Origin of the sequence: Coleofasciculus sp. E2-BRE-01 (genome assembly GCF_040221695.1) — a bacterium.
In the GTDB taxonomy this organism is placed as follows: Bacteria; Cyanobacteriota; Cyanobacteriia; order Cyanobacteriales; family Coleofasciculaceae; genus Coleofasciculus.
Genome location: NZ_JAVKEA010000058.1, coordinates 1 through 19215 on the forward strand (window position 1 = coordinate 1; position 19215 = coordinate 19215).

Here is a 19215-nt window from a genome sequence, read left to right on the forward strand (position 1 = left end):
TTGGTCATTGGTCATTGGTCATTGGTCATTGGTCATTGGTCATTGGTCATTGGTCATTGGTCATTGGTCATTGGTCATTGGTCATTGGTCATTGGTCATTGGTCATTGGTCATTGGTCATTGGTCATTGGTCATTGAGTCACTGTTTCCGGTAAAACAACTCTTGTCAGATTGAGTACTTAGAAAAACAAAGGACAAAGGACGAATGACATTACAATATTTTATCTAATCCGTAGAAGAGAGATTTGAGCTGAGTCACTTTGCGAATGGCAAGCAAGACACCTGGCATATAACAAGAGCGATCGCTAGTATCATGACGTAGGGTGTAGATTTGACCAGTAGCACCAAAGATGACTTCTTGGTGAGCGATTAAACCGGGTAAGCGGACACTGTGAATGCGAATGTTGTCATTGGCGACACTTCCCCTAGCCCCCGCCAGTTTTTCGGTTTCTTCTACCTTAGCGGGATTATAGGTTTTGCCCAATCCAGCTAATTGTTGAGCGGTTTGAATCGCTGTACCGCTTGGGGCGTCAGCTTTTTGATTGTGATGGAGTTCGATAATTTCAACGTGGTCAAAATATTGGGAAGCTTGGATGGCGGCTTGTTGCAATAAGACCATGCCAATGGAAAAATTGGGAATAATTAAAGCACCTGTGCTGGCTTTTTCGGCAAATTCGCCCAAGTCTTTGATTTGATCACTCGTGAGTCCCGTGGTACCGACAACCGGACGAACCCCGTAAGCGATCGCGGTACGAACATTCTCATAAACGCTGTCAGGGTGGGTAAAATCCACCATCACCCCTTGCACTTGTTCCTGAGTCGCCATGACAAGTGTGGCTTGCAGGTCATTCAGAATTGGAATTTCCAATGCACCACAACCTGCGACTTCGCCAACATCTTGACCCATATAGTTCGGGTTATGATCAACGGCACCAATCAAGGTCATATCTTCGGCTTGACTGACCGCCTTAATCACTTCACGACCCATTTTACCCGCCGCACCGTTGACAACCACGGGGATGGGAGATGCATTTGTCATGGTTTTGCTTTATCCTTGAGACTCGTCAAGGGAATTTTAGCTTCTTTTGGCGATAAGTTAGGTGGGAACGAGTCCTACTAACGGAGGGGATCGTCATTTGTCATTCGTGAGGGAACAGGGAATAGGGAACAGGGTAATGGGCTATAGAAATTTTGTCTCCCATCTCCCCCAGCTCCCCCAGCTTCCCCAGCTTCCCCTGCTCCTCTTAACCGAAAACGTTTCAGTCTACTGAATTTATGTCCAAGTCCTTATCCATTATCGGCTGGCGGGAACGAGTCGCCTTGCCGGATCTAGGAATTGCCCAGATCAAAGCTAAAATTGACACCGGGGCGCGTTCCTCCGCCTTACACGCCTTTGATGTCGAAACCTTTTCACGGGATGACAAAACCATGGTTCGGTTCAAAGTCCATCCCTATCAACGAGATACCCATCGCACTGTCTCCGCCGAAGCTGAACTGATTGACCAGCGACAGGTTCGCAATTCTGGGGGTCATGCCCAGTTACGACCTGTTATCCAAACTATGGTAGAACTAAACGGGGAGCGCTGGTTGATTGAACTTACCCTGACGAACCGAGATGTTATGGGATTCCGGATGCTGTTAGGGCGTCAAGCCGTCCGTAAACGCTTTTTAGTCGATGCGGGTCGGTCTTTTGTCCAAAGTTCAACCAGGAAGCGCACAATTAAGCAAATGATTCTATAGTCCTTTTATGAAAATAGCTATCTTGTCCCAAGATGCTTCGCTATATTCCACGCGACGCCTCAAGGAAGCGGGGGAAGCGCGGGGTCATGATATGCGGGTGATTAATTACCTGCGTTGTTATATGAATATTACGTCTCATAAGCCCAAAGTGGTGTATCAGGGGAAAGTTTTGGAAGAGTTGGATGCGATTATTCCTCGCATCGGTGCGTCTAAGACGTTCTATGGAACGGCTGTGGTGCGCCAATTTGAAGTGATGGGGGTGTTCGCGGCGAATGAATCCCAAGCCATTTCTCGTTCCCGCGATAAGTTACGCTGTCTTCAGATTCTTTCCCGTGAAGGTGTGGGACTTCCGGTGACTGGGTTTGCTAATTCCACTCAAGATATTGATGGGTTAATTGAAATTGTGGGCGGTGCGCCTCTGGTGATTAAATTGCTGGAAGGAACTCAAGGGATTGGTGTGGTTTTGGCAGAAACTCATCAAGCGGCGAAGTCGGTGATTGAAGCGTTTCGCGGTTTAGATGCCAATATTTTGGTGCAGGAGTTTATTAAAGAAGCGGGGGGTATGGATATTCGCTGCTTTGTGATTGATAACAAAGTGGTGGCGTCGATGAAGCGACAAGGCGCACCGGGGGAATTTCGGTCCAATCTGCATCGAGGTGGTAATGCTGAACAAATTAAGTTAACTCCAGAGGAACGTAGTACGGCGGTACGGGCGGCGAAAGCGATGGGACTAAGAGTGGCGGGTGTGGATTTGTTGCGATCTAATCATGGTCCGGTGGTGATGGAAGTTAACTCTTCTCCTGGTTTAGAAGGGATTGAAAACGCGACGGGTGTGGATGTGGCGGGGAAAATTATTGACTTTTTGCAGAAAAATGCAGCATCCGGAAAAACGCGCGATCGCATTCAGTATTAATGGGTCATTTGTCATTGGTCCTTTGTCCTTTGTCAAATAGCGAAGCGCAGGGTCAAGTCGGGGCGGGTTTAGTTACTTATGGGTGAGGGAAGAAACGATAATCGTGAAACCTGCACCTACATTTGGAAAGGGCGGGTTTTGTGCAAACGTTATCATCAATAGCGAAACGTAAGTCCCTAAACCCGCCCCTACGAACTCGGTTACCTCAAATGCAGTGAAGGATCAAAATTCAAAACTCAACTGTGAATCATGAAACTATAACAATTGGTGGGATTCGTGTTGCGCCCGGAGAACGGAAGCGCACAGAAATTCCGGTTGCCCGTCTGCCAACGCAAACGCTACTCTCGTTACCGATTACGGTGATTAATGGTGTGGAGGCGGGTCCACGACTGTGGATGAGTGCGGCGATTCATGGTGATGAAATTAATGGGGTGGACATTATTCGCCAAGTCTTAGAACGGATTAATCCATCTCAGCTTCATGGTGTCCTGATTGCGGTGCCAATTGTTAATGTTTTTGGCTTTATTGAACAATCCCGTTATTTGCCCGATCGCAGAGATTTAAATCGTTCGTTTCCCGGTTCCCCCCGTGGTTCTTTAGCCTCTCGGTTGGCGGATTTGTTTATGACAGAAATAGTGAGTCGCTGTACCCACGGGATTGATTTGCACACGGCGGCTCAACATCGCACGAATTTACCGCAAATACGGGCGAATTTAGATGACTCAGAAACCTATTACTGTGCTAAAGCGTTTGCTGCACCCCTGCTGATGCATTCAACGGTGCGGGATGGATCGTTGCGCCAAGCCGCGACGAAGCGAGGTATCCCAATCCTCTTGTATGAGGGGGGTGAGGCGTTGCGATTTGATCCGGATGCGATCGCAATTGGGGTAGAGGGTATTTTACGGATGATGGTGGGATTAAACATGATTGAGTTGACGTTCCCTGAATCGTTGCACCCATCACTAGAAGTTAAACAAAGTAAGTGGGTACGAGCGCCCCGGAGTGGGATTTTGCGCCTCACTGTTAAATTGGGTCAGCGCGTTGACAAAAAGCAAGTTTTATGCATTATTTCCGATGCCTTTGGTGAGAATAGCATTAAAGCGTATGCACCCTTTGATGGCTTAGTGATTGGTCACACGCAGAATCCGTTGGTGAATCAGGGCGATGGGATTTTGCATTTAGCGGTTTTGAGTGATTAGGGAACAGGGATTAGGCAATAGGCAATAGGCAATAAAATATTACACAACTCATTTAAAACCGTTACATTATAATAAACGGTTTTAGCGTTTTTTAGTAGGGTGGGCATTGCCCACCAGCCTTAAGTCAGTGACATTCATCTTAGGTCTTGTGTCATCTGTCTTATGTAAGAGTTTGAGAAATATTTACAGCCTTTAATCGGGTTGAGTTTATTTCCACCAACCGAAAGATTACACAAGTTAGCGTTTTTTAGAGTTTTGTTGCTGAAGGAAAAATAAAAGAGAACACTGGGATAGAATGCAGTCTGTTTGTAACAAACAATTAACCTGATGAAATCTGCTCAGTGGTGCAAAATCTGCCTGTTGACTCTCTTAGCTGGAACAGTAAGCCTGGTAACGGCGGCTCCAGTGTTGGCTCAATCTATTATCGAAGCCGATGACGGTACGGGTACAACTGTCACTCAAAATGGCGACAACTTTGATATTCACGGTGGCAGTTTGTCGAATGATGGAACGAATTTATTCCACAGTTTCCGAGAGTTTGGCGTTGATTCAGATCAAGTTGCTAATTTTTTGGCAACTCCGGATTTGAGAAATATTCTGGGACGAGTGATTGGCGAAAATATCTCCATTATTGATGGATTAATTCAGGTGACAGGGGGAACAGCCAATTTATATTTAATGAATCCAGCGGGAATTGTTTTTGGTGCTAATGCTCAACTCAATGTCCCGGCTGATTTTAAGGTAACGACGGCGACAGGAATTGGATTTGGCAATAACTGGTTTAATGCATTGGGCGACAATAATTATCAGAACTTGGTCGGAGATCCCAGTCAATTTGCCTTTGACTTATCCCAAGGAGGAATCATTATTAATGCGGCAGAATTGGCGGTTGAACCCGGACGGGATTTAGCCCTACTGGGTGGACAAGTCGTGAATACAGGAACGCTGACGGCATCCGGGGGAACGATTATTATCACGGCTGTGCCGAATTCTCGTTTGGTGAAAGTCTCTCAACCGGGACAGGTGTTAAGTTTCGAGGTAGAGTTACCGAGGAGTAATGGGGGATTAGCGTTACCGACAAACCCTCTGGATTTAGCGACGTTGTTAACGGGTCCGGCTAATGGGGTGGAAACTGGGGTCGAGGTAACACCATCGGCAGAGATACAGACGGATTCTGGGGGAATTATACCGAATCAGGTTGGGGTTGCGATCGCGTCAGGGACAGTTGAGTCGGGTACAGGTCATATTTCTATCCTGGGGATTGGCAGAACTGAAGAGAATACTCGAGCCAGTATTCCCGGTATCCAAATTAGTCAGGGTAGCCGTGTCGAAGCAATTGGACAAGGAACAATTACTTTAAACGGTACAGGGGGAAACGGCGGAAATTTCAGCGAAGATAATAATCGAGGAAATCGGGGAATCTCGATTAATAACGCGACGGTTTCTTCGCAAGATGGCACCATTCATCTCATTGGTACCGGAGGTTCTGGGGATAATGGTTTACATTATGGGGTTTCTATTGGGAATCAGGGTGGAAGTATCCAGTCAACAGGAACAGGAACAATTATTGTTGAAGGGACTGGCGGGAATGGAGGAGAAGGGACGTTACATGGGAGTCAAGGAATCAAACTTGACCAAGGGGGTTTGGTTAGTACCAGAGATGGGGATATTCAGTTTATTGGTGAGGGGGGAACTGAACCCGATCAATTTAATCATGGGGTTGAACTATTTCGGGGTTCTACTGTTGAGGTGACGGGAACTGGAAATATTACGATTGAGGGAATTGCTGGCGCGGGAATAACGGAAAATCACGGGATTAGGATTCAGGAAATAGATCCTAACCAGACTAATCCCTCTCGAATTACCGCCAGGGATGGCGCGATTACTCTAATTGGTGTGGGTAAGGGAACAGGAGACAATAACTATGGCATTGATTTAAGAGGGGGTGGTGTGGAGAAAACGGGTGGGGGAACTATGACCCTGGAGGGAATCGGTGCCAATGGTGCAGCCGGAATTAATGTGCAAGATGGTTTTATTCAAGCTAGAGGAACGGGAGAGAGTACGACGACTTTGATTGCAGATCAAATTCAGGTGATTGATGATCCGAATTTCCCGAAAACGCCACAAGTCCAAGGGACAGGAACGGTGGCGTTATCTCCTTTTGACCCAACTGTCGATATGACGATTGGAGAGACAACGAATAGTAATAGTAATACTTGGAATCTGGATACCGATAAACTGAATCTATTCCAAGATGGATTTGAGCAAGTTGTGATTGGTGGCGAGGATAATCAGGGTACAATTACGGTGGCAGATGACATCATTTTTAAGGTTCCGGTAATTTTGCGATCGCCTTTTGGTTCAGGGGCAATTGATACCACAGGTTTTACCCTGACTGGCACTCAAGATGCCACGATTACACTGCAAGCGAATCAACGGATTACGACAGGTACAATTATTAATCCAGGTCGGGCAATTACTTTAACCAGTAACGGGTCAATTGATACTCGTAGCGGCATCCTCGATAGTCATGCTCAAACCAGCAATGGGGGAGCAATTACACTAACCGCTGTTCAAGATATTACCACGGGAGATATTGATGCTAGTTCCGGTGGAAATGGTCAAGGGGCAAACATTACGTTAACCAGTCGTGATGGAGAAATTACCACTAATGATCTCAACAGTTCTGGATTCAGTGGCGGTGATATTTTAATTGATGCCGCGACTGCAATTACAACCAGAAAAATTAATAGTAGCGGCACTATCAGCGATGGCGGTAATGTTACGTTAGACCCCATTGGTGATATTCAAGTTACCTGGATCAACGCCCAAGGCGGAAATAATGGTCAAGGCGGTCAAGTTGATATCACTGCTGGTCAATTTTTCCGTGCTACGGGAACATTTGTTGACCAGAATGGGATTAGCGCCAGCATCTCTACGGCTGGGGGATTGGGTGGAGATTCTATCACGATCAGACATGGTGGAAATGGTGTTACTCCTTTCATCGTGGGTGATGGCACAACTAATGGAACCAGGGGAACGATTACCAGTGGCGATTTTACTATTGCCCCAACTCAATCCTTTCTGTTTACTCAGCAGGTGGGCAATATTCAAATTATCAGCGTTGATTCCCCGCCCATTCCGGTAACGCCACCAAATTTGCCTCCGGAGTTCCTCACTTCAGAAACTAACGCTGCTATCAATCCTGTTAACTTACTCAAACCTTTGACTGAACCCACTTTACCTCCCGACAAAGACGAACCGCCGGAAATCGAAATTGACACCCAGGTTGCCAAATGGGAGGAATCGTTAACCCGTGACTATGAAACCTATTTAGGACTCCAAGATACTACCATTTTGACTCTGGCAGATGCCCGGGCAACTTTACATCGTATCGAACAAGCTACAGGGGCTAAACCTGCACTTATCTACGCCGTTTTTGTACCCACCACAGTAGCGCCCCAAACTCGCAGCCAAGACAGTCAATCTTCAGCCAAGGAGTCTCCCTTACGAAATAGTGATCAACTCGAAATTATCCTCGTCACCGCGAATGGGGAACTCATACGCCGCTCGATACCTGGTGCAACCCGCGAAAAAGTAATGGATACCGCTAACAAATTGCGCCGCGCCGTTACGGATACTCACATTCCTCGTCCCTATCAACGTTATGCCCAACAGTTTTATCAATGGCTAATTGCACCCTTAGAGACAGAATTAAAGACCCAAGAGATTAATAATCTAGCCTTCATTATGGATCAGGGATTGCGTTCCCTACCCCTGGCTGTCTTGCATGATGGGGAACAGTTTATGATTGAACGGTATAGTATTGGTGTCATGCCTAGTCTTTCCCTCACTGATACCCGTTATCGAGATGTGAGAGATTTGCACGTTTTAGCTATGGGTGCGTCTCAATTTACTGACCAAAACCCCTTACCTGCTGTACCCGCTGAATTATCCGCGATCGCGACTCAATTATGGCAGGGGAAATCGTTCTTGAATGAAACCTTTACCGCCGCTAATTTGAAGACAGCGAGAGCATCTCAACCCTTTGGCATTATCCATTTAGCCACCCATGGTGAATTTAAATCGGGTCAACCCAGTTCTTCTTATATTCAGTTTTGGGATCATAAACTCAAACTGAGTGATATCCGCCAGTTGGGATTACATGACCCCACCGTGGAACTGATGGTATTAAGTGCCTGTCGGACGGCTTTAGGGGATGAAGAAGCGGAGTTAGGATTTACTGGATTAGCGGTACAAGCTGGGGTGAAATCTGCCCTGGGGAGTTTATGGTATGTCAGTGATGAAGGCACGTTAGGGTTAATGACAGGTTTTTATGAACAATTACAGCAATCGCCTCTGAAAGCGGAAGCATTACGACAGGCACAATTAGCCATGATTCGCGGACAAGTGCGATTAGAAGAGGGTTATTTGATTACGCCAAATCGCCGGATTGCTTTACCACCAGAATTAGCTAATTTGTCAAAAAAGGAACTCACTCATCCTTATTATTGGAGTGCGTTTACTTTAGTTGGAAGTCCGTGGTGAGAGAGTTTTGAACCGTCGCTAAGCTCTATTGCTGTCTAATATTAGGGCAAATCAAACTAACAATTTAGCACACTAACTACGGAAGACCCCAATTAAACCTCTGAGTTTTGACCCTTCGCTTGTCTCAAGCGATTGTCGGTGATCACCTGTAGGGGCGAGTCGCTGCTTAAATGGGGTGGTGTTAGGATTAACTGCTCTCGACTCGCCCTGCCAAATGTGGTAGTTTACGATAATTAATTATACGCAATTTAGGGTTACATAGAGAAAAGTGACGGTTTAATTTTAGGCAATGGTTCATGTCGATTTTTCTTGGTTTTTCTGATACCTTATGCAGGGCGACCCGATAAATTTCATAGGTTAATTGTGTTCATTTTTGCAGCGGGTCGCCCCTACCATTTAATTGATATCGATAGAATTGATGGGGTATATCAAATGTGACGGTAATTAGTCGGACATGGTTTTATACATAAGACGAATGACAAATGACGTAGCTTGCTTCTCGCGAAGCGAGTATGACGAATGACGATTACTCCTCTGGATTAGTAATCAACCGAGTGCCACGATTACGGGTGAAATAACTCCATGCCCATTGCACCATGACGATGATTTTATTATCAAATTCAATTAGGAAAAAGATATGCACAAAAATCCAGGTTAACCATGCCAAAAAGCCGGAGAATTTGACAAATCCTAAATTAACAACCGCCGCATTGCGTCCAATCACGGCTAAACTGCCGTAGTCGGTGTAATGAAACGGGGGTAATGTTTCCCCTTTGAGGCGTTTTTGGATTAAATTGGCTACATATTGCCCCTCTTGCATGGCAACGGGGGCGACACCGGGTAAGGGTTTGCCGTCGTCGTATTGGTGGGGGAAATTGGCTAAGTCACCAATGACAAAAATATTGGCATGTCCTGGTACAGTGAGATCAGGATTAACTATCACTCGTCCAGCGCGATCGCACTCTACCCCTGTAGCCTTAGCCAGTACCTCTCCTATTGGGGAGGCTTTCATCCCAGCAGCCCAGAGAATGGTTTTTGCGGTAATCTGGTCAGTGCGATCGCCGCTTTTAATCGTCACCTGATCCTCGTCTATATTGGTAACCAGTGTCTTTGTCTGTACCTGAACCCCCAAATGCTCAAGTTCCGCTTGCGCTTCGGCGGATAATTGGGGCGGATAGGGAGGCAATACTCGCTCCATTCCTTCTAATAAAATAATCTTAGTTTCTGTTGTATCAATGTGGCGGAAATCCTGGTTTAATGTACTATGAGCCAGTTCTGCTAATGCCCCTGCCAATTCTACTCCTGTAGGTCCACCGCCGGCAATCACAAAAGTTAACCACGCCCGACGTTGATCAGGATCAGCTTCTTTTTCTGCGGTTTCAAATGCCGATAAAATGCGTCGCCGCATTTCTAACGCATCTTCAATAGTTTTCAATCCAGGTGCTTTCTCTGCCCATTGATCGTTGCCGAAATAGTGATGACTTACACCTGTTGCCACAATTAAAGTATCATACTTAATCATGTTACCATCCTTAAGTTTAATCAAGCCATCTTGAGGATTGATATCCATCACCTCTCCCATCAATACCTGAGTATTTTTATGACGCTTCAGTACGGCGCGTAAAGGAGAAGAAATATCGCCAGGAGATAAACCACCTGTAGCCACTTGGTACAATAGAGGCTGAAATAAATGAAAATTACGTTTATCGATTAACGTTACCTGAATCGATGCCCTTGCCAGCGATTGGGCGGCATAAAGTCCACCAAACCCACCGCCTATAATTACTACATGTTTAGGGGATTGATTATCAATTGCGGCATTAACCATTAGTTGTCTTTCCTAACTCAGTTGACAAAATTATAGGTTGTCATTTATTCGTGGTAAGATATTGAACCCGTTTTAACGGGTTTAAGCTTTTAGCCAAGAACTTGAGTTCTTGGCAAATCTAACGCCGCTTCAATGCCAAGGTTAATCCATCAGCAATAGGAACTAAACTTAAAATAACCTGTTCATCTTGACTAATGGCTTGATTAAATGCCCGAATCGCGGCGGTATTTTTATCTTGAATCTGAGGATCAGCCACTCGTCCCCCCCACAGGACATTATCAATAGCAATTAAACCTCCCGGACGAATTAATTGCAGCGATCGCTCATAGTATGCCAGATAATTTACTTTATCAGCATCGATAAACGCAAAATCAAACGTTTCTGCTTGCCCTGCTGCCAATAATTCGTCTAATGTCTCCAAAGCAGGCGCTAATCGCAAATCTATTTTATCCGAGACTCCGGCGGCGTCCCAATAACGGCGGGCAATGGCGGTATAGTCTTCACTCACATCACAGGCGACAATCTTGCCATCCTCAGGTAAGGCTAAGGCGACGGCTAAGGCACTATAACCTGTAAATACGCCAATTTCTAAGGTTTTCTTAGCGCCTATTAGCTGAACCAACAATGCCATAAACTGCCCTTGTTCCGGGGCGATTTGCATCGCGCTATCTGGATGAGTGGCGGTTTCTTGCCGTAATTTTTGCAGGATATCGGGTTCTCGCAAGGACACCGATAATAAGTATTTATACAGTGGAGTATCTAAACCTAGGGTTTTGTTAGACATAGGCAATAGGAAACAGGAAAGCAGGAAGGCTGGGGTAGCCGCGATCGCAAGATGCAGATATTGATATCTATCCGATCTAACTCTGTTATGTTGACTTTTAGCACATTTTCCAATACGTGCCAATCTACCTAAGGGTCAAGTCAGGGCGGGTTTAGTTACATTGGGGTGAGATAAGACACAATAGTAGTCAAACCAGCCCCTACACCCTAGCTACTTTAGTGAAAAATGGAATCACCAACCTACGCCAAACTTCAACAACGACAACAATTCCTAGAGAGTATTTATCAAGGCGTCGTTCATCCGATTACGGTAATTGATGTTTTACCCTCTGGTGAATTTCGTTTCGTGGAGATGAATCGAGCCTCTGAACAATGGATGGGTAAAGGTTTAGAGGAAGTAAAAGACAAATCCCCGGAACAGGTTTTTCCGGCGGATGAAGCCGCCGCTATCGTGGATAACTATACCCGATGCGTTCAGGAGGGACATCCGATTGTCTATGAAACCTATTGCCAATCTCAGGATAGTTGGTGGTTAACCACGCTCACACCTTTGTACAATCAAGAGTCGCGGATTTATCGGTTAATCAGCAGTAGCCTGGACATTAGCGAACGCAGAAAAGCAGAAGTTAATCTCTCTCAGTTATTCAATAAAATACTGATATCTAACCTGAATCAGCGTACCGTAGATTTACGCCACACCAGTCAAAAACTGGTCAAAGAAACTCAATCTTGTCAGCGCGTCAACACTCAATTAAAAGAAAGCGAACAAAACTTTCGCCAAATTGCCGAAACCCTGCGGGAAGTCTTATTTATCCGCACGGTTGACCAGATGATCTATGTTAGTCCAGCTTACGAAAAAATCTGGGGACTTTCTTGTGACTCCCTCTATCAACAGCCAGACTCTTGGCAAGATGTAGTTCATCCAGATGATCGCGATCGCGTGATTACTGAATGGAAAAATCACATCTGGAACGAACCCTTTGAGCAAGAATATCGGATTATTCAACCCAATGGTGAACAGCGTTGGATTTGGGCGCGTACTTTGCCACTTTTCGATGATTATGGACAAGTTAACCGCAATGTAGGAATTGCTGAAGATATCACTGATCGCAAGCAAGTTGAGGAACATTTACGCCAAAGTCAAGCTAAACTTGCAGAAGCCGAAGAACTAGCTCATCTGGGTCATTGGCATTATGATATGGCGACTCATAAAATTACTTGGTCAGCCGAAACATTCCGGATTTTTGGTCGAGATCCCCATCACGGTGAACCAACTTATGCACAACTGGTACACCAGATTACTCATCCCGATGATCGCAAATATTTTACCCAAACGGTTGCCTATAGTATCCAACATAAGCAACCTTATCAATTAAACTATAGACTGATTCGTCCTGATGGTTCGATTCGCTATCTTTTCGCTAAAGGGAAACCCATTTTAAACTTAGACAACCAGATAATTGGTGTATTTGGTACAATTCTCGATATCACGAACCTCAAAAAAACTGAAGCCGCCTTACAAAAAAGAGAACAACAATTCCGGCAAATTTTTGATCATGCTCCCATTGGTATGTCCCTGATCAACTTTCATACCCATCAGTTTATTCAAGTCAATCCTGCTTATTATCAGATGCTGGGATACTCTGAGTCAGAAATCATGTCGCTTATCTTTGACGATTTTACCCATCCTGATGATATGGGGCATGATTTACACTACATGGAACAAATTGAGCAGGGGGAAATCGATAGTTTCCGGATGCCGAAGCGCTATTTTAAAAAGAACGGTGAGATTGTCTGGACAAATCTAACTGTTGCGGTGATGCGCGACTTGATTGGTGAACCTGTATTTTGTGTTGCCATGATCGAAGATATTACTCACCAGCAACAGTTACAAGACGAATTAACCCAAAGTGAACACCGATTCCAAACTTCGCTGGATAGTATATTAGATTGCTTTGCTTTGTATGAACCTATTCGCAATGATTCAGGTCAAATTATTGATTTTGTCCTTGAGTATGTCAATGCCGCTACTAATCAGTATCACTGTTTTACTCAACCCGTACAAAGAGGTCAACGAATCTACTCGGTTTTGCCTCTTGCTTATCAAGATGAGTTATTCGATGCCTACTGCCAGCTTATGGAAACGGGTCAACCGTTGGTGAAAGAATTACTCTTCTATGATGATTTATCCCATCCACAACACTTGAGACAAGCCTTCGATGTTCGTGCTGTTCGTTTCGATGATGGGTTAGCCGTAACCTGGCGCGATATTACCCAACGAAAGCAAGCAGAAGCACAAATTAAAGCATCCTTAATCGAAAAAGAAACCCTGCTCAAAGAAATTCATCATCGGGTCAAGAATAATCTACAAATTATCTCCAGCTTGTTGCGCTTACAGGCAAGAAAACTGAAAGCACCCGAAATCTTAGACCTTTTGCAAGAAAGTCAAAATCGAGTGCAAGCAATGGCACTGATTCACGAAAAACTGTATCAGTCTGAGAATTTATCCCAGATTAACTTTGGCGCTTATATCCAAAGTCTGGTTGACTCTCTCTCTCGCTGCTATGGAGCAAGGCAAAAAAGGATTACCTTTAATCTGACGATTGCTCCCGTTTCGCTGTCGATTGATACCGCCATTCCCTGTGGATTAATTATTAATGAATTAGTATCCAATTCCTTAAAATATGCCTTTCCCGACTCCCGCAATGGTGATATTTGCATCACTCTCCAGACGAGAGGAGGAACTAATGAAGGCGAAGGGGAGGATCAGGGAGATAGGGGGAATGTCGCTGACTTAAGCTGGGTTCGTAGTAGGCACTTTAGTGCCATAAGCGCTGAAGCGCTGACTACAAACTCTAAAGTCAGTGCCATTGGAGATGGGGAAGATGGGGAAAACAACTTAACAAACGCCACTTCAGACTCTCTATCTTCTGTTCACCAAGAACAGTTATACTTGATTATCCGTGATAATGGCATTGGTTTTCCAGAGGACGTGGATTTTAGGCAAACCTCGTCTCTAGGCTTACAGCTTGTGTGTCGGTTGACTAAGCAACTTAACGGTGAGATAAAACTCGATCGCAAACAGGGAACTCGATTTATAATTGTATTTAACCGGAGTTGCTAATCCTCCCAGACAACATTGAACTCGCCTGACTTGCTCCATGCTCGGTATCTTTTAATACATTGGTTATGTTTTGTTATTCATTAAGATCATTCCATAAAATATAGCCATAACGATATAAAATTGTCTAGGACGTTCAAGTTTGAGCTAACCCAACCCACTCTCTATTAGCAAGGAAACAATCATCATGATCTCCAATGCAAGGCTGCTAATTGTAGAAGATGAAGAAATTGTGGCTTTTGATATTGAAACCACTTTGCAGACACTAGGGTATGAAGTTGTGGGGATAGTGACGACGGGAGAAGAGGCGATCGCCACAGCGACTCAAACTAAACCTGACTTAGTTCTCATGGATATTCAACTCCCCGGAAAACTGGATGGAGTTGAAGCCGCCAAGGAGATTAGTCAACGTCTGAATATTCCCGTCGTCTATCTGACTGCCCATGCTGATCAGCCTACCTTAAAGCGAGCTAAAATAACCGCCCCCTTTGGTTATCTGCTCAAACCATTCCAAGAAGACGAACTGAAAACCACGATTGAAATTGCCCTCTCTCGCCATCAGTCCGAAGAACGGCTGCGGTTAGCCTTAGCCAAAGAAAAAGAATTAAACCAACTAAAAACTCAGTTTATCGCCATCACCTCCCATGAATTCCGCACCCCCCTCACCACAATTAGTTCCTCAAATGATCTGCTGGAACGGTATTGTCGAGATAGTATGGATGCTAAAAAAGAAAAGCATTTGCGGCAAATTAAACTATCTGTGAACCAGATGATTCAGTTGTTAGATGACGTTTTACTGATTGGTAGAGCCGAGTCTGGAAAAGTTGATCTTCAACTTATTTCCATCAATTTAGTTGAATTTTGTCATAACTTAGTCGAAGAAATCCAGACCAATGCTGGGGAACAATACCAAATTATCTTTAACCACCAAGGTGAAGTCAGCGAGGCTTGTCTAGACGTTAACCTATTGCGCCCCATCCTCTCTAATTTACTTGCGAATGCGGTAAAATACTCCCCCGAAGGCGGCGTAGTCACGTTTAATTTATTCAGTAGCGATACCCGTGTCACGTTTCAGATTCAAGACAGTGGAATTGGCATTCCTCCAGAGGCACAAAAGCACTTGTTTGAATCCTTCCATCGTGCCAGCAATGTCGGCACAATTAAAGGAACAGGATTAGGACTTTCCATCGTCAAGCGCTGCGTGGACATTCATGGCGGTGAAATTAGCGTAGACAGTGAAGTTAATGTCGGCACAACCTTTACTGTGACATTACCGTTAACATAGTGTTGATGGTTGATGGTGTTGAGCCATACCTTTGATGAAGGTGTCTGTGTAGGGGCGGGTTTCACTATTATCGTTTTTCACTTCACCCAGATGTAACTAAACCCGCCCAGACCGCACAACCTTTACTGTGACATTACCGTTGAAACGCCAGCCCTCACCCCCAGCCCCTCTCCCAAGCTTGGGAGAGGGGAGCAAGAGGGGAGCAAGAGGGGAGCAGTATTCCAGTTGCCCCTACCATTCAATTGATATCGATAGAATTGATGGGGCAGTTTCCGATAATTAATCCTAGGCGATTCAGGGTTATGTAGGGAAAATTAATGGGTTGATTTTAGGCAATGGTTCATGTCGATTTTCCTGGGTTTTTCTGATACCTAATGCAGGGCGACCCGATAAAATTTATAGGTCAATTGTGTTCATTTTTGCAGCGGGTCGCCCCTACCGTTCAATTGATATCGATAGAATTGATGGGGTATGTCAAATGTGACGGTAATTAGTCGGACATGGTTTTACACATAAGACAAATGACGAATGACGAATGACAAATCATTTCACACAATTAAGCATTCGCACCGTCGCCGCCGCCGCATAATTCCGTTGGGCTTGGCTATTGGGAGAAAAAGCACTTCCCCTTTCATTCAACGGAGACGCCACTCGACAATAAGCCGACATTTGGGTAATTAGCGCATCTGCCCAATGACCCTGAATATCGCTAAACTGTAAAGCAGACTGATTGGCTGTCAGCGTGGGTTGTTGACCTTGAAGGCTTAAGGCAAACTCCGCCGCCCGTCGTTCCATTGCCATCAGTTCAGCACGAGTCACTGGTTGGGTGGGTCGAAACTTTCCATCCGCATAACCACTAATGATATTATTCTCCCGCGCCCATTGAATTTTTGCGGCACTCCATCGGGAGGGATTAACATCAGGATAAGGGGCAAAGGTAACTTGATCAGGCAGTTCTAAATCAGCGTTGGGAAGTTGATTCAGTGCCTCAAAAATAATCGAAACCAATTGTTCACGAGTTAAAGCCGCTTGCGGTCTAAATGTGTTATCTTCTCTGAATCCAGCAATAAATCCCATTGCCACGGCTTGCTGAATTTCATTGGCATAAATGTCATTGGCAACATCAGGAAATGTCACCGTTGGATTGCCAGTTCCTGAACCTGTGCCAGGGTTAGAACCTGTACCGGAACCTGTACCTGGATTAGAACCTGTACCGGAACCGCCACCTGTACCAATACTGCTTAAGGGTTGACTATTTGCCAGATAAATATGACCCAATGGTTTACCTTGATAGGAACGTCGGGCAAAGTCCCAACCGGGTTCTAAAACGATCTTGACAAACCCATTGGCTAATCCTTGGGTTCTACCCACTATAACCTCTGGGGCGCTGCGATCGCGGCTATTGGTTCCCACCAATACTAATTCCCCATCGCGTTCAACAATTCTCAGCAGGTAATCTAAGCCCAAATCTTCACCCGCCATGCGGATTGAATAGCCATTACTATCGGTGCTACGTCCGCAAATTCCGCTAAAGTCAAAGTTTAATAATAGGGGATCAACGATAACCGGATTACTGCCACTTTCACTCCAACACTGCCGCGCATTGCTTTTTTGTTCAATAATCAGCAGTTGATGGGAACTCTCGCCAAAAGGTGCAGCAACCGCAATAAATTTATTTTGCTCAACCGGAATTTGCTCAAATGTCGCCGCCACGGATTTATTCGCGATTAGGCTAGATAGGGCGATTGTGGCTAGGGTGGCTACTTGTGTAAAAAATGCACGCTTTCTCATCTTGTCCGCTTCAATCCTTGTAGGTTTATAGTCCTTCAAAACTTTCCTCTGCACAAAGTCTGTGATGACTTAGACATATAAAAGTTTCCCAGATTCCTCGGTACTTAGCGTTTATTTAATATCTCGTAACAATCAACCGGATCAGGTGTACCCCTGTGAAACAAGAGAAACTATCACAAGCTGAACCCCTGTTCCTGGAACCCTTACCCATGATCGGGGAAAACGTTTCACACTTACAGGTCACAGGTATGTTATTTAACTTTATCGGATGGAGTGGCGCATTGGGAATCATCACCCTACTGATATTTGGCATCCTGCAATGGTTGCATATCAGCGCCGGACATTTTCTGGATTGGGTGATTGGAGTTGCCAGCTTTTGGTGGCTGTTGGTGGTTGTGACAGTTCCCTGGAATGTCCACTTTGAAGCCAAGTCGGTTTTGGCAGATGCGGCGCAATCGGCGGAAAAGGGGATACAGATTGACACCAAACAGGTGAATTATGCTCAAGTGGTAGCAACGCGATCGCTCTGGGTAGCGATAGCTTTACATATTCTATCTGCGATTGGGCTTTACACGCTAGCGGCTATGGGGATTAGTGCGGTAGGTTACATTAGTTCAGGTGCAGCATTGTTGTTAACCGCCTTACGCCCAGCGATTCGACTCTATGAGTATTTAGCCGCCCGTTTAGCGATGATTCGCCGGGAGTTTAAGTATCCCCGTGAGGATGTGTACCAATTGCGCGATCGCGTCTCAAACTTAGAACAGGATATCAGACAGATTCAACCCCAACTCGATCCCCAAAATCAGCAGTCTTGGGTAGCGATACAGAACCGTAACTGGGAAGAAACGCGCAAAGATGTCGCCCGACTCCGCGCTTCTTTTGATCAACTCGAAGCCCAGAATGAGGCTGAACACAGGCGTTTAGCCCGGGAAGCCCAACAAGCGATCGCCCAATTAACCACAGATAGTCAATTCCTGGATCACGTTCGCGAAATTATCCGCTTTTTCAAGACAGCGTAATTTGTCATTCGTCTTATGTCCTTTGTCATTTGTAATTTAGCTCAAATCGAAACAAAAAGAGGGCGGGTTTTCTTGATAGGTTATTGGTACGCCCGTTCAGTAAACGGCTAAACCCGCCCCTACAATTAACCGTCTCTAATCATCCAAATTAGAAATCCGAGAATCTGATCAACTGGGGGTAACGGATAATCGGTTAGCGCGATCGTTACCGTTTGTCCCTCCAGCTTCAGAAACCGCCACTGTGTACCACTGGTTACACAGCCATACACCGTCGTAATCGAACGTTCCGCCGCCGCATTAAACCGTTGCGCCGCCACCATTTCCGCCACACATTGACCTAATCCCGTGCGAATATCTGCCTTCTTCGCTTCCGTTAATATAACCACTGGGGCTTGAATAAAAAGTTGCTCAACCGAACGAGACAAAATAAAATCACACACCCCATTTAAACCCACAGTGGGATCGACATCAAACTCTTCTCCTGAAAACAAGCTAACTTGAGAAGATAAAAGGCGTTTGACTTCCCAGAGAATTGGGTAAATAATACCCTCAGACCGTGCCTTTTCACTCCCTGTGGCGGTTAAAGGTAGACTTGTTTCTAGGAATTCCGTTAATATGGGTGACGGTGTAACCGGAGTCACCTCCGGCAGAAATTGAGGCGCTTCAACCAAGACGAGATTAAAGTCTGCCACGGCTTGAGCAAGGGTAAACTGGCTGTAGGACATAGGTTATCCATTTGTCATATAACGTTCGGTTGAATACTTACACGTTGCTAATTATCAAAAAAATACCCGTACAAATTAATAACTTGTCCCAGTCCGTTTTAACGGACTTTAGCTATAAGCCTTGAAATTGATTTCAAGGCGGTGTAACGAGGTAGGATTTAATGGAATTCATTATTCATCTAAGTACCTAGACATAAATTCTGTACACTGTACTAAGAAATGTTGACAAGCCTCAAACCTTTACTGTTGCCTGTTGCCTAATTT

At 45.1% G+C, this 19215-nt stretch carries 12 protein-coding genes; 7 read left to right on the forward strand and 5 right to left on the reverse strand.

Annotation, left to right across the window (positions count from 1 at the left end; all coding sequences use genetic code 11):
- Window positions 1-210 precede the first annotated feature (210 nt).
- Entirely contained in the window at window positions 211-1038 is an 828-nt protein-coding gene (gene dapB / locus RIG66_RS06335; protein WP_446376268.1) for a 4-hydroxy-tetrahydrodipicolinate reductase, read from the reverse strand.
- A 236-nt stretch (window positions 1039-1274) separates the two neighbouring features.
- Between dapB and RIG66_RS06340 the strand changes: the two genes are divergently transcribed.
- The 4 genes from RIG66_RS06340 to RIG66_RS06355 all read left to right on the forward strand — a co-directional run bounded on the left by RIG66_RS06340 (window position 1275) and on the right by RIG66_RS06355 (window position 8399).
- On the forward strand, window positions 1275-1739 hold the full coding sequence (locus RIG66_RS06340; RefSeq protein ID WP_446376270.1) for an ATP-dependent zinc protease family protein: 465 nt from the start codon (window positions 1275-1277) through the stop codon (window positions 1737-1739).
- Between the two features lie 7 nt (window positions 1740-1746).
- Complete coding sequence (rimK, locus tag RIG66_RS06345) at window positions 1747-2652, forward strand: 30S ribosomal protein S6--L-glutamate ligase (protein ID WP_446376272.1); 906 nt, start codon at window positions 1747-1749, stop codon at window positions 2650-2652.
- A 242-nt stretch (window positions 2653-2894) separates the two neighbouring features.
- On the forward strand, window positions 2895-3851 hold the full coding sequence (locus RIG66_RS06350; RefSeq protein WP_446376274.1) for a succinylglutamate desuccinylase/aspartoacylase family protein: 957 nt from the start codon (window positions 2895-2897) through the stop codon (window positions 3849-3851).
- Window positions 3852-4178: 327 nt separating this feature from the next.
- Window positions 4179-8399, forward strand: a complete 4221-nt coding sequence (locus RIG66_RS06355; protein ID WP_446376276.1) for a CHAT domain-containing protein — start codon at window positions 4179-4181, stop codon at window positions 8397-8399.
- 526 nt (window positions 8400-8925) lie between these two features.
- Here RIG66_RS06355 and RIG66_RS06360 read toward each other — a convergent pair.
- Window positions 8926-10227, reverse strand: a complete 1302-nt coding sequence (locus RIG66_RS06360) for an NAD(P)/FAD-dependent oxidoreductase (protein WP_446376278.1) — start codon at window positions 10225-10227, stop codon at window positions 8926-8928.
- Window positions 10228-10345: 118 nt separating this feature from the next.
- Entirely contained in the window at window positions 10346-11011 is a 666-nt protein-coding gene (locus RIG66_RS06365; RefSeq protein WP_446376280.1) for a class I SAM-dependent methyltransferase, read from the reverse strand.
- Window positions 11012-11236: 225 nt separating this feature from the next.
- Between RIG66_RS06365 and RIG66_RS06370 the strand changes: the two genes are divergently transcribed.
- Complete coding sequence (locus tag RIG66_RS06370; protein ID WP_446376282.1) at window positions 11237-14134, forward strand: PAS domain S-box protein; 2898 nt, start codon at window positions 11237-11239, stop codon at window positions 14132-14134.
- 184 nt (window positions 14135-14318) lie between these two features.
- Entirely contained in the window at window positions 14319-15416 is a 1098-nt protein-coding gene (locus tag RIG66_RS06375) for a hybrid sensor histidine kinase/response regulator (protein ID WP_446376284.1), read from the forward strand.
- A 543-nt stretch (window positions 15417-15959) separates the two neighbouring features.
- Here the strand turns inward: RIG66_RS06375 and RIG66_RS06380 are convergent.
- Window positions 15960-17207: a DUF3747 domain-containing protein gene (locus tag RIG66_RS06380; protein ID WP_446376286.1), complete on the reverse strand. Its 1248-nt coding sequence runs from the start codon at window positions 17205-17207 to the stop codon at window positions 15960-15962.
- Between the two features lie 248 nt (window positions 17208-17455).
- Between RIG66_RS06380 and RIG66_RS06385 the strand changes: the two genes are divergently transcribed.
- Window positions 17456-18226, forward strand: a complete 771-nt coding sequence (locus tag RIG66_RS06385; protein ID WP_446376368.1) for a hypothetical protein — start codon at window positions 17456-17458, stop codon at window positions 18224-18226.
- 125 nt (window positions 18227-18351) lie between these two features.
- Here the strand turns inward: RIG66_RS06385 and RIG66_RS06390 are convergent, their stop codons facing one another.
- Entirely contained in the window at window positions 18352-18951 is a 600-nt protein-coding gene (locus tag RIG66_RS06390; RefSeq protein WP_446376288.1) for a hypothetical protein, read from the reverse strand.
- Window positions 18952-19215 lie beyond the last annotated feature (264 nt).